Source organism: Paraburkholderia panacisoli (genome assembly GCF_008369935.1).
GTDB lineage: Bacteria > Pseudomonadota > Gammaproteobacteria > Burkholderiales > Burkholderiaceae > Paraburkholderia > Paraburkholderia panacisoli.
On record NZ_VTUZ01000030.1, the window covers coordinates 64,908 to 76,649 of the forward strand.

Consider the following 11,742-nt stretch of genomic DNA (forward strand, 5'->3'; position numbering starts at 1 on the left):
GAAGCCGGATGAAAACCCTCTGCCTGTGAAACATTCCTATCGTATTGCTGGTGTCGCGGCAGTCCCCGCCCGGACCGCCCTCCTCCAGAACCAGGTGGTAGTTCCTTAGGCATGGCCACTATCAAACTGCAGGTAGAGACTAAATTGAACAACCCACAATTCTTCAAGATTGGCGGCGACACCCAGATCCAACGGCTCGGATTTGGCGCCATGCGAATCACCGGCCCTGGCATCTGGGGTATGCCGCTCGATCGCGCAGAAGCAATTCGCGTGCTGCGCCGTCTTCCCGAACTAGGCGTAAATTTCATCGACACGGCAGACTCCTATGGGCCCAACGTCTCGGAAGAATTGATCCGGGAAGCGCTGCATCCATATGACACGAAGATGCTCGTGGCAACAAAGGCCGGACTCACCCGCACAGGCCCCAATCAGTGGGTGCCGCAGGGTCGACCCGAGTACCTGATTAAACAGGCACACGACAGCCTGCGCCGTTTAGGTCTTGAACAAATCGGTCTTTGGCAATTGCATCGCATCGATTCGTCAGTATCGCGAGACGAGCAGTTTGACGCCGTGCGCCACCTTATCGACATCGGCGTCATTCGCCATGCTGGCCTGAGCGAAGTATCGGTGGCTGACATCAAGGCGGCGTCCAAATATTTCAAAGTGGCAACTGTGCAGAATCGCTTCAGCCTTGGTGACCGGGGCAGCGAGGACGTCGTGGAGTATTGTACGGCTCACGGCATTGGCTTCATCCCCTGGTATCCATTGGCGGCCGGCGAGCTGACACGGACTGGGTCGCTGCTGGAAGCGATCGCGCGGAACAACAAGGCAAGTGTGGGGCAGATCGCCCTTGCGTGGCTGTTGCAACGTAGCCCAGTGATCCTGCCGATACCAGGCACGTCAAAGGTTGCGCATCTCGAAGAGAACGTTGCTGCCGGTGCGATTACCCTGTCCGACCAGGAATTTAGCGAACTGGACCGCACCACCGTGCGACGACGAGGCTAGTCCATAACTGCGCTAAACCCATTCGAGGCCAGCTAGGCTGCGCTCGTGCCGACACTATTCACTCTGCTCTAGATCGGCTCGTACGCTTCGAAGCATCGCGTCACGCACGCCACGTGCTTTCGTGCTCGCGGCGACAACATCTCAAGGTTTAGCAGAAGCCTGTAACTTAAGATTCGCCGAGCAAAGGCAGCGCTTCGGGGCTGTCGCCAGTCTGGCCGCCAGTCAGTCGAAAGCGCGCGAGCACTCCTAAGCCATCGACGAGTGCATGGATCTTCGTTGTCAGCCCGCCGCGCAAGTGACCAGTCGCATGATCGCCGTTTTTTTGGGTGCGCCGGTGGCATGCTGGTGGGCTCGCACAATGGTGCTGTCAATAAAGGCTTCCTCAAGATCAGCGACGTGCGAGACCTCAGGAAATCGACACATCGAGAAGACAACGATCAGGGCAGTCGCGCCACTGGTGCTGGTGCTGGTCAAAAATTCTCGGCGACCATCAACAGCCGCCAAGCATTGGCATGGTGGCATCCGTTACCTGATACCTGCACAGCGTCATGCGAACAACGATCGCGCGATTCTCACGTCACGCATCGCACTTGAAGGCGCGTACGAGCAACTCGCTCCCGATGATCGCATAAAACGAGCAACCGGACATCTACATACGGACTGATCGGCCAAGCGGCCGACGGCGCAAATGGCTCCTTGATTCTCGTATCGTACGGAGAGGCAGCGCTGCTGTGAATCGAGATGTTAGTTCGAACGGGGTAACCGTTCCACGAAGAACAGCCCCATCGAATCAATTGCAGCACAATCACCGCGCGGACGCGGTGGTCATTATCATATCGCTGGGCGATTACCGGCGACTGCCGAAACGGCGAGGTCCACCGGGAAAAACCGCACGTATTGAACGGGGGCGATTACGCGAAGATTCTTGTCATTGACATTGCTGGCTGCGTCGCTGATAGCATTTTTTTCACAACAACGGCAGAGGCGCATCCACGTGTCGTCTGCAAACACGTCTGGATCGCGGCCTTCCGGTCCACCGCTGTCGGCAGGTGCCGCCGCCACGCCACTACCATCATCTTCGGCAGGCGGAGCGTCAACCGAATTTCGTGTGAACCATGCGTGCGCCAATCCGGCAAGAGCGAACGCAACGCGAAGACTGCCAATCAACACCACGCGACGTAGCACCTGCCCGCCCGCTCAGAGTCGTTACCACGGTCCTGATACGAGGAGCTTCGCTGATACCCGGCGGCATGCCTAAGGGATCAAGCACCGGTCGAAACAGGGTCGGCAGGTCCTCTTTCCTTGTCTGCGTGGGGTCGGCACCTAACGCCGACTGCAATGTACGTCGGGCGTCCTGAACGAGGAGCGTGCGCTGGTAGAGGTTACCACGCAGTCTGATATGTCCGGCCGCTGAACAATTGTCGCGATAATGATAGTTGGACCCTGGAACTTATCGTTGAGCTTGAGTCGGTCCAAGCCGCCACAGAGAATCGACAAAGGCACGGCGACGCGAGCCTCGGTATTGCCGGCCACCGTTCGCCCCCAAGTTCCACAATCGGCGACGAACGGTCCTTTTCAACGGCACCAGCAGCCGTACCTTCAAGGACACACTCAACGCCATCCACGACGCGATGCGAGGCATCACCACGACGATCGACCAGATGGCTGTGTCATCGGACGACATCGCTGCCGAAAACCACACCTTGTCGCAGCAATTCAGCACGCAAGCCGAAACGCTCAACGCGACCAACACGGCGATGGAGCAGATCGCGCAACGGGTGAGGGAAAGCGCGGAACATGCGGCATCGGCAAACAGCCTCGCGCGGCAAACTTCAACTGCGGCACAGCAAAGCGAACAGGTCGTCAGCGCGGTCGTCGATAAGATGACCGAGATCAATCACACCGTGCATCGGATGGGCGAAATGATCACGATGATCGAGAGCATCGCGTTTCAGACGAATCTCCTCGCGCTCAACGCGTCGGTCGAAGCGGCCCGTGCGGGCAACCACGGACGGGGGTTTTCGGGGGTGGCCGAGGAGGTTCGTACGCTCGCGCATCGGAGCGCGAGCGCTGCGCGCGAAATCAAAGGCCTGATTGGTGATTCCTTGCAGCGCGTCGAGCACGGCTCGACGCTCGCGACACGCGCCGGCACGGCCATGCAGCACGTTGTCGGCCACGTGGGAGACGTGGCCAGGTTGATCGAGCATATCAGCGCGTCAAGTGATGCCCAGAGCCACGATGTCGACCGGTTCAGTCGGGGCATGGGGGAGATGGACGCGATGCTGGAGCGCGACGTCCAACACGTGAAGGGTGTCGCTTCAGCGTCGGCAAATTTGCGGGAGAAAGCGCGGACTTTGCGTGAGGCGATGTCGATTTCCCTCGTCGAGCGCGATTTGAACTAAACCGATTCTACAGCGCGTAATGCGTCCGCGTTTGGGTACGGCAGGGGTCGTCCGTAAGCCGGGTACGCCGGTTACAGGAAACCGGAAGATGGGATTCGAAGACGCATACACGGACTGGACGGGCTGATTGACAAACAGCTTGAGCAAGTCTCACATTTCTCAGCGGCGTACCGGTATCCAAAGCCGAACAAAACCGTTAAAACGTTCGCAATCGACGAGCCCTATTAGTTCGGTATTCTTCGACAGAAAATATTCGGTCGCAAAGTAGAGCTTGTTCGCGACCTGGTCAGGCGCATTGTCGCTATTTCGTTTCCCATGGTAGTAGGCGAGTGTGAGGTTAACAAAAGGCGTAACGAACCAGTTCGCGCCGCCAGAGTACACCTGCGTCTTAAGATGCTGGTATACGGAACTACCGCTCTGAATCTCATTCAGTGCCCATGTTGCTCTAAACTGAACAGTCCCGATGGAATAGACGCCTCCGATGGCGTACGCGTTGAGGTTCACGCCATTCTTGTCCTTGAACTGCATGACGGCACCGCGCAGACTCACTGAACCGGTGTCATAACCCAGCAAGCCACCGAGCGAGCTATTTCCCTTGAAAATTGCCGGCATTACCACCGAACGCATACATGGAAGTCACTGTGACACCGTGATTCGCATATGCGTACTTCACTGAATTATCTTGACGGTCGAGGCTATTTGATGCAAGCCCTGAATCAGAACCGAAGTTGCCGGCGATCACCGTACCCGGACCTCCCAAGTAGCCGAAACGAATGTTCATATTCGAGGCACTATTTCCAACGTGAAGAGAGTCCGCTGCGTAAAACACTTCAGCGAGAGGCGTGTAGTGACGCCCGAACGTAACCGTTCCCCACTTATCACTAGACAGCCCAACATACGCATTTCGGTCAAAGAATCTGGACGTCGTCCCTCCTGCCCCGTTTGCAACGGTTGATGGTGGAAATCAGGCTAAAGATCGCCTTAGTTCCCCCGCCCAGATCCGCCTTGCCGAGAATCCCCCACTGCGATGGCGTCCAGAAGCCCGAGTTCATTGCAATCGCAGAGCCACCCTGCGTTCTGACTAGAACTTGCGGCCTGCTGCGACCGGCTCACGATACCGACATCGACGATCCCGAACAGAGTGACAGATGGCTACCCCCACGCTAATCCGGATATCGCTGACGAAGTATTTATGATAAGCCATCCTACCTTTTTCATTGTATCCAATTTTTTAATCGCCTATACTTAAAATAGGCTTCTGCAGCTAACACACTACATGCTGCTCCGGGGATTTCCGAGATTTCCTCAGGCCAACATTTTTTCTTATTGATCGCTCTACCGACGCTCCCGGCCCTTCGTCGTCAGCCCCAATCCAATGCAAACGAAGTTGGGACAAATCAGTCCAAGCCAATCATTAGGAAAGGCAGAACGCCGGCACATCTGTCCCAAATTTGATGGCGCAGTTTTGAATGAGCAGACTGTTGTCGCGCCACCCCATGCTCCCTAATCACATTTTCATTTTTCTGGCCACACGGGCGGATGACTTCCGGGTGGCATGGACGGTCGTAGCCATGACACATCCGTGTGGGATAGATTCGCGCTATGGCGAAGAGCGCGCAGTTGACCAAATCCCGACTCGCACGTCTCGAGATATTCCTCCGCGTCTGGCACCGATACCCCAAACCCGTCGGCTGCGCGCCCCAAGCCTCTCAGCCAATGGCCAGTCTGTGCTAATGAGAGATTCACGTGCCAGGTGCCCCCCTGCTCCCTTTGCCGGATCAGTGCCGCTGCGACGCACACAGCGATAAGAAATCCGGTGCAATGGTCAATAAACTGCATGGGGAACGCGCGAGGTTGTTCTTGACTTGCCGCGAAACCCTCTGCAGCGTTGAAGCCCATAGTGGTCTGGACCAATGAGTCGAACCCGCGTCGTGTCGCCCACGGGCCATCTCGACCGTATGCCGTCAGCGTTACATACACCATTCCTGGATGGCGACTGGCGATATCTCCTGGGCCAAATCCGAGCGACTCAAATCCGCCAGGACGATATCCCTGCACAAGAACATCGGCCCCATCCAGCAACCGCTCGAAAGTCGACCGTCCTTCGAGCGACCCAAGATCGACGTGCGCGGAAAGCTTACCGCGGCTGGTTTCCGCTATCGCCTCAATATTTGGCAGATAAGGCGCGTTGACGAGCATTACGTCTGCGCCATACCCGGCCAAGGTCCACCCTCCCACTGGGCCGGCGAGAATGCGCGTCGCGTCGAGCACGCGGACGCCTGCCAGAGGCGAAGGCATCGCGGCCGTATTGTCCGCGTACGACGCGGCGGCCAAGTCGCGTGGCGGCGCATCGCCAATGCGCTCAATGGAGAACAGTGGCATCGCGGCAATCGCCATTCCTTGCGGCGATGCATCCCGTTCGGCAAACGTACGCAGCGCCGTCACGACTAGGCCTGTGTTGGCAGCAAGAGTCTCGAAATCCACAGCACGCCACGAACCAAGAGCTTCCGCAACGTCAGAACGTGTTGCGCTGTGCGGGTCGAGGCCTAGCAAGCGCAGCGCACCCTGCCTATGATGCTCGAACACAGCGTGCAGACGTACCCAGCCATCCCGGCAGCGCTACAAACCCGAGAGGGCGTCGAAAAGTTCCGGAGAGTGGCCATTGACGCTAAACCAGCCAGTGCACTCCAGAGCGGCGTGACGCATGTCCACGCTGACGTTTTGGCGGGGAGCACCTCGGCGATGGCCAAACTCGCAGGCGGCCAACGCCGCAGCGGCAATGGCTACCTGTGCGGCAGTACCGATCGCAAACGAGGACGGGAACACCGGGTCGGATCCGCTCATTACGACTTTGTCGAGCGCGCTTGGATCCAGACCGGCCATCTGCCACAGTTCGCGAAGCACACGAAGCGGTTCCGGCTGAAAATCCGCCGCCCCGTCTTGATCAGCTGAGGATCCGTTTGCCATCATCTCGTCTTTCCAGTTGAAACCACAAATTAGATATCGGTATATCGTTGTCCTATTTTTAATGGACAACGATATACCCTATTTTCTATGGCCCGTCCCGGACGACGGAGTCTCATCGCTACTCCGGTTGTTGTAGCGGACGCATTCTTTGTCCGAGACTGGTGGAATCCTGCCCTGCTCAAGCGCGATTGCAGTTCCCACCAGACGGTCCGTTACAGACGCACGGTTACACACTTGACCTGCGTGTAGTTGTACAAAGCCTCAATACCTTTCTCACGCCCGTAGCCACTGAGCTTGTAGCCGCCCAAAGGCGTCTCCACACCGCCCGCCATATACTCGTTGACGTAGATCTGACCGGCTTCGAGGCGTGCCGCCACGCGGTGGGCGCGTGCCAGATCTCGTGTCCAGATGCCCGCTGCGAGACCGAAATCGCAATCATTGGCTATAGCCACTGCCTCGTCCTCACCGTCGAACGGGATAACACACGCAACCGGACCAAAGATCTCCTCGCGGGCGATACGCATCTTGTTGGTAACGCCCGTATAAAGAGTTGGGGTGACATACCAACCACCCTGCAACTCAGTTGCGTCGGGAAGATTACCTCCAACAGCTGCCACCGCGCCCTCCTCCTGCGCTACATCAAAGTACTCCCGTACCTTGTCGTATTGTTGGCGGGTCGTCATCGGGCCAACGGAAGCATCGGGCCCGGAGCCGATTTTGAGATTGCGCATCGCGCCGGCCATAGCCTCGACAAAAGCGTCATGGATGGATCGCTCCACAAGCACGCGCGTCCCGGCTACGCACGCCTGTCCAGCGTTGAAGACAAAGCCGCGCAGGGCCCCGGGCACGGCTTGGACCAGATCTGCGTCGGCGAACACCACGTCGGGTGACTTGCCACCCAACTCAAGCGTCAGCGGGATGAGCCGCTCTGCAGCGACACGAGCGACTTCGCGCCCCCCACGTACGGAGCCGGTAAAGGCGACTTTGCGCACATCGCGATGTTCCACCAGCGCTGCGCCGACTTCTGGACCGGTTCCGGTCACTACGTTGAGCACGCCGGGCGGCAAGCCGCATTGCTCAACCGCCATGCGAGCCAGGCGTAGCAGGGTCGTGGACGTCACCTCCGAGGGTTTGGCCACTACTGTATTGCCCGACGCCAGCGCAGGCGCGATGGCGCGGCCGGCCTGGTTAAGTGGCAAGTTCCACGGCAGAATCGTCGCGACTACGCCGAACGGCTCACGCCGCGTGTATGAATGGTATCCAGCCCCTAAGTCAATCGTCTCGCCTTGAAGTGCGTTCACCAAGCCGCCATAGAACTCGAAATACTGAGCGGTATTCTCCATTTCTATAGCTACTTGCGTCGGCGGCTTGCCGGTCTCCTCGCGTTCCAGTTCGCCCAATTCGCCTGCATGCGCGCGGATAAGCGCGGCCATGCGGGTGAGCACGCGGCCACGCTCTGCCGGGCGCACGTCCCGCCAGCTAGGCAGCGCACGCTTACTCGCTGCGACTGCCAAATCAACATCTCGAGCATCGCCCCGTGCCACAGCGGCGACCTTCTCGCCAGTGGCTGGGTTAAAGACATCCATATACTGCGCCGTACCAGGGGGGACGGACACACCGTCAATGAAGTGTTGCTCATGTCTCACAATCTAAATCTCCGTGTTCAGAATCCAATTAGGCGGCCAGTTCATCTTCGCGGATCATATCCGCAGCTTTCTCCGCGATCATTATGGTCGGCCCGTTAGTGTTGCCGCCGACCAGAGTTGGCATGATCGAAGCGTCAACGACGCGCAGCCGTCGTATGCCGCGCACACGCAAGCGACTGTCAACAACTGCATCCGCATCGCATCCCATTTTGCACGTGCCTACTGGGTGATATAGCGACTGGGCAGTGCGTCTCAGAAACTCGATGGTTTGCTCTTCGGTACGCTCTTCGGTGTCGGGCGAGTGCTCGCGCACAATGGAATCGCGCAAGGGTGCAGTACGTGCAATATCGCGGGCGAACTGTAAAGCATGCAATGCGCACTGCACGTCACGCGGGTCGCTCAGATAGTTCGGGCGAATCGCAGGCACATCGCGCGCAGACGCTCCCCTCAGTCCCACCGAACCTCGCGAGCGAGGGCGCAACTGCATCGAGGCGATCTGTATGCCTGGGAACGGATGCACACGCAGCTTGGTGCTCTCGAAAGTAAAACTCCACGGCCGGAAGCTAATCTGCATATCAGGTCTGTCGAGGTCGGGGCGGCTACGAACAAACGCCAGCGCGTGGGACGTGCCCATTGCTAGCGGACCGCCACGTGTCGCCAGATATTGTATGCCGCGCATGTACTTGCGCCAGCCCGAGAGCGTCGCATTCATTGACATGCCCGCTTTGACTTCATAACCGACATTGACGGCCAGATGATCCTGCAGATTCTTGCCGACGCCGGGCACGTCTGCTTGCACCGAAAGCCCGCGCGCGCGAAGCTCTTCGGCAGGTCCAATGCCAGACAGCATGAGCAACTGCGGGCTCCCAACTGCACCACAGCTAATCACCGTCTCGCGCGCTGCAAAGGCACGAAACAGGGCACCGTCGCGCTCATACAGCACACCAATCACTTCATTGCGGATTAACAGCAGGCGATGCGCCAGACAACGATCGCGCACTGTCAGGTTTGGCCTCGTACGTGCCGGCCCCAGGTAGGCACGAGCAGCGGAGCATCGGATGCCGCGCGCTATGGTGTGCTGACTGTAGCCCACGCCTTCTTGCTGTTTTCCGTTGAAATCCGGGTTGAGGGGAACTCCCAATCCGGCTGTGGCTTCGATAAATTGTTGCGTTACCGGATGCCTGTAGGCACCCCGGGAAACTTGAAGAGGGCCACCGACGCCGCGCCAGTCATCGCCTCCATCCAGATTATTCTCCATACGCTTGAAGTACGGCAGGACGTCCGCGTAAGCCCATCCGTGATTTCCCGCAGCAGCCCAATCGTCGTAGTCGCGAGCGTTTCCACGCACATGCTGCATGCCATTAATGGCACTCGAGCCACCCACGATCTTGCCTCGCGGCCAGTAGATCTCACGGCCATCCAAGTCCGCCACTGGCTCACTAGATGATTTCCAGTTCACACTTGAATTCTGGAACAAAAACGGCAATCCGGCTGGAGCACGAACCCAGAAGGTTTCAACGTCCGAGCCAGCCTCCAGCAGCAACACTTTGCACGCTGGATCAACTGACAGCCGGTTGGCAAGCACACATCCAGCAGATCCTGCACCAACGATAATGTAGTCAAATCGCTCGGGTGCTCTATCAGTAATCGGTTCAACTACACTCATCACATTCCGGCCTCTTGCCTATTCGTCCCCATGGGTTCCTCGTGTCATAACAGACCAATGCCTCATTCGGTACTGGCCGGGCCGCCGCACAGGCGCTTCGTTATACGACCACACGTTAAGCCCGAGTCGCTTTTTAGACAAATAACATTTTCTACGTGTTCGCTTAACATTTTTTAACCGAAGCCGATCCACACAACTGGCCGATGCCTGACCGAGACCGTTGCAACGATGCCTCCCGGGAAATCCCTATCGTATTGGTGCTTCGAGCAGTTCCGAGTACGCCCCGTCGTTGCGGCTTCCGTCCGACACCAATTCTCCATGGTTGGCTGCGTCTCCACAGACGCGCTTCACGCTTGAGAATAAGTCAAGCAAGGTTCTATAAAAACTCGCTTGTGGGCCATCGAGGTTAGGTCCTAGAGTTCACGCCATGGTCGCAAGGATGCGGTATAGGTTAGGGTGGTTCTGGCGTTCGGCTTCCGAAGGCGATAGCTCCCCGTCACCCATTGCGAAGCTGAATGCAGGTAAAGTCCCGTGCGGCACTTTTACTATGCCAATCGCAATTCCGTCTATAAACACGGTCCGACGAGTGAGTCGTTTGCTGGCGTCGCAGCGATAGGAGTCGCAACACGTAAGCGCAAGCACAGGCGACCGACATCGATCGGTGAGGTGCTGAATTTCGTATACTCGCCGACCCGATCGTACTGCACAGTTCGGTCAACGCAAGGACCGCAATGATCCTGCGGAGGTTGAAACTGACGCGGACGTATCCGGACATCCACGATGTCTTCCAGAAGGGAAATCGTGGCAATTGTGAAACGTTCAGTAAACCTGCTGTGTGCGGAGCTCCGGCGTTTGCGCGCCACGTCAAGCGCATTGGCAATGAAGATGCAGCTAACTGCCCCATGATCGACGCCTCGTACGCCGGGCACATCGCACCGGCTTCCGATGGCTTGCTGGTCGAGCGACTGCTAGACACAGAGAAGAGCATAGCCGAGACAACAACTGCCAATGGATCGGTCGCCGTGCAATTGATTAAGAAAGTCGCTGAGACAGGCAACAACATATCACTCAAGCAGCCCACCCACTGAACTGGCCTAGGGATTGATGCGCGATTCTACAGATCGAATTGACGGCTGGCGTGCTATTGCTGAAAAAACAGACGGTCTACTAGGGCCGGCGAACATTTCCCAAAACCACCTTTTCGTACAGAACGAAATAGCACAGCCTCGCGCTCCCCGACGTGGCGTCTTCGCGAAGCAGCGCAAAGCGTTGCGTACGGCGCACGTTGCCAGACGGGTCGGTCTCCGTGACCGCCAGATGATCGGCATTGGAGTCGATTCCGACTACGCCGTACTGCGCGTCCAGCGTGACGCGGCGCGCCGGCGCGTGATCGAAAGACACAAAGGCGCGCCAGTGCCGTCCGTCCCAGTGCAGACGGCAGCTCAGGGCGGCATTCGCAGCCAGTGCCTCATCCAGCGCTGCACGGTCGTGGTTGAATGTCACGCCGTTGATGACGAGATGTTTCCGGTCCCCTGTTACGCAGGCAATCGGGCACACGGACCTTGAACTGGTAATGACCATCTGCCGTTTGCCGCAGCTGGCAAAGCTGGTTTCCCGCCGTCTCGTCCTTCGAACGGACAAAAATGGACCTGATGCGAGCGGCTCTCCTGCCAGGCAAGCAGCCACGCATCGTGGTCCCTGAACCCCGCCAGCGCGAGGTGATGCTGCTGACCGAACAGCCTGCGTCTTCCGATGACCGCGGCAAGCACCATCGCGGCTTCGGCGTTGAATTCCATGAAGCAGAATGCGGTGTGCGCAATCGGGAAACGCGCAAGACAAAGAATGCATGAGACGCAGCGCGGTCAGATGCTAACTGCCATCGACGTAAGGACGAATATCCACGCGGCGGCCGCCGCAATGGCCCATCGCAAGGATGGGACAATGCGTTCGCCGATGCCGCGTATCGGAGCGCCGAGGACCGAAGCGTAGTTAGTGAGCTGCGGTGATGACATGGACACCGAGGACGGCAGACAACCAGACCTGGGCGCTTGCGTTG

At 58.0% G+C, this 11,742-nt stretch carries 12 protein-coding genes and 1 pseudogene; 4 read left to right on the top strand and 9 right to left on the bottom strand.

The window, feature by feature from the left end:
* The first annotated feature begins 144 nt into the window (after nt 1-144).
* Entirely contained in the window at nt 145-1,005 is an 861-nt protein-coding gene (locus FVF58_RS33650) for an aldo/keto reductase (protein WP_246217273.1), read from the top strand.
* Between the two features lie 178 nt (nt 1,006-1,183).
* Here FVF58_RS33650 and FVF58_RS53205 read toward each other — a convergent pair.
* Together FVF58_RS53205 and FVF58_RS33660 are read right to left on the bottom strand one after the other, a co-directional pair.
* Nucleotides 1,184-1,419: pseudogene (locus FVF58_RS53205) on the bottom strand (transposase); the annotation flags it as partial.
* Nucleotides 1,420-1,836: 417 nt separating this feature from the next.
* Nucleotides 1,837-2,178 carry a hypothetical protein gene (locus tag FVF58_RS33660; protein ID WP_149674065.1) on the bottom strand — a complete coding sequence of 114 codons (342 nt, stop codon included), beginning with the start codon at nt 2,176-2,178 and terminating at the stop codon, nt 1,837-1,839.
* Between the two features lie 488 nt (nt 2,179-2,666).
* Here FVF58_RS33660 and FVF58_RS33665 point away from each other — a divergent pair, with 488 nt between their 5' ends.
* A complete protein-coding gene (locus tag FVF58_RS33665; RefSeq protein ID WP_246217274.1) occupies nt 2,667-3,407 on the top strand; it encodes a methyl-accepting chemotaxis protein in 741 nt (246 codons plus the stop codon).
* Between the two features lie 159 nt (nt 3,408-3,566).
* Here the strand turns inward: FVF58_RS33665 and FVF58_RS33670 are convergent, their stop codons facing one another.
* The 6 genes from FVF58_RS33670 to FVF58_RS33690 form a co-directional block, all read right to left on the bottom strand.
* On the bottom strand, nt 3,567-4,019 hold the full coding sequence (locus FVF58_RS33670; RefSeq protein WP_188130998.1) for a porin: 453 nt from the start codon (nt 4,017-4,019) through the stop codon (nt 3,567-3,569).
* Nucleotides 3,994-4,296, bottom strand: coding sequence for a porin (locus FVF58_RS54290; protein ID WP_281291316.1), 303 nt, complete (start codon nt 4,294-4,296; stop codon nt 3,994-3,996). The genes FVF58_RS33670 and FVF58_RS54290 overlap by 26 nt, the downstream gene beginning before the upstream one ends.
* A gap of 626 nt (nt 4,297-4,922) precedes the next feature.
* A complete protein-coding gene (locus tag FVF58_RS33680; protein ID WP_342802420.1) occupies nt 4,923-5,891 on the bottom strand; it encodes a CoA transferase in 969 nt (322 codons plus the stop codon).
* A 135-nt stretch (nt 5,892-6,026) separates the two neighbouring features.
* Nucleotides 6,027-6,443 (bottom strand): hypothetical protein, encoded by a 417-nt coding sequence (locus FVF58_RS54500; protein ID WP_342802421.1) that lies wholly within the window; start codon nt 6,441-6,443, stop codon nt 6,027-6,029.
* A 143-nt stretch (nt 6,444-6,586) separates the two neighbouring features.
* A complete protein-coding gene (locus tag FVF58_RS33685; RefSeq protein WP_149674068.1) occupies nt 6,587-7,960 on the bottom strand; it encodes an aldehyde dehydrogenase family protein in 1,374 nt (457 codons plus the stop codon).
* A gap of 88 nt (nt 7,961-8,048) precedes the next feature.
* The gene (locus tag FVF58_RS33690; RefSeq protein ID WP_149674069.1) at nt 8,049-9,686 is read right to left on the bottom strand and encodes a GMC family oxidoreductase; all 1,638 of its coding nucleotides are present in this window, start codon (nt 9,684-9,686) and stop codon (nt 8,049-8,051) included.
* A gap of 731 nt (nt 9,687-10,417) precedes the next feature.
* Here FVF58_RS33690 and FVF58_RS33695 point away from each other — a divergent pair.
* Entirely contained in the window at nt 10,418-10,774 is a 357-nt protein-coding gene (locus FVF58_RS33695; RefSeq protein WP_149674070.1) for a hypothetical protein, read from the top strand.
* A 79-nt stretch (nt 10,775-10,853) separates the two neighbouring features.
* Here FVF58_RS33695 and FVF58_RS33700 read toward each other — a convergent pair whose 3' ends face one another.
* Entirely contained in the window at nt 10,854-11,087 is a 234-nt protein-coding gene (locus tag FVF58_RS33700; RefSeq protein ID WP_149674071.1) for a hypothetical protein, read from the bottom strand.
* A gap of 242 nt (nt 11,088-11,329) precedes the next feature.
* Between FVF58_RS33700 and FVF58_RS33705 the strand changes: the two genes are divergently transcribed.
* A complete protein-coding gene (locus FVF58_RS33705) occupies nt 11,330-11,536 on the top strand; it encodes a hypothetical protein (RefSeq protein WP_149674072.1) in 207 nt (68 codons plus the stop codon).
* Nucleotides 11,537-11,742 lie beyond the last annotated feature (206 nt).

Bases quoted from the DNA above. Each gene is read 5' to 3' on its own strand.
- FVF58_RS33665 (WP_246217274.1), top strand. From the start codon at position 2,667: ATGGCTGTGTCATCGGACGACATCGCTGCCGAAAACCACACCTTGTCG.
- FVF58_RS33670 (WP_188130998.1), bottom strand. From the start codon at position 4,019: ATGCCGGCAATTTTCAAGGGAAATAGCTCGCTCGGTGGCTTGCTGGGT.
- FVF58_RS33685 (WP_149674068.1), bottom strand. From the start codon at position 7,960: ATGGATGTCTTTAACCCAGCCACTGGCGAGAAGGTCGCCGCTGTGGCA.
- FVF58_RS33690 (WP_149674069.1), bottom strand. From the start codon at position 9,686: ATGAGTGTAGTTGAACCGATTACTGATAGAGCACCCGAGCGATTTGAC.
- FVF58_RS33695 (WP_149674070.1), top strand. From the start codon at position 10,418: ATGATCCTGCGGAGGTTGAAACTGACGCGGACGTATCCGGACATCCAC.
- FVF58_RS33705 (WP_149674072.1), top strand. From the start codon at position 11,330: ATGGACCTGATGCGAGCGGCTCTCCTGCCAGGCAAGCAGCCACGCATC.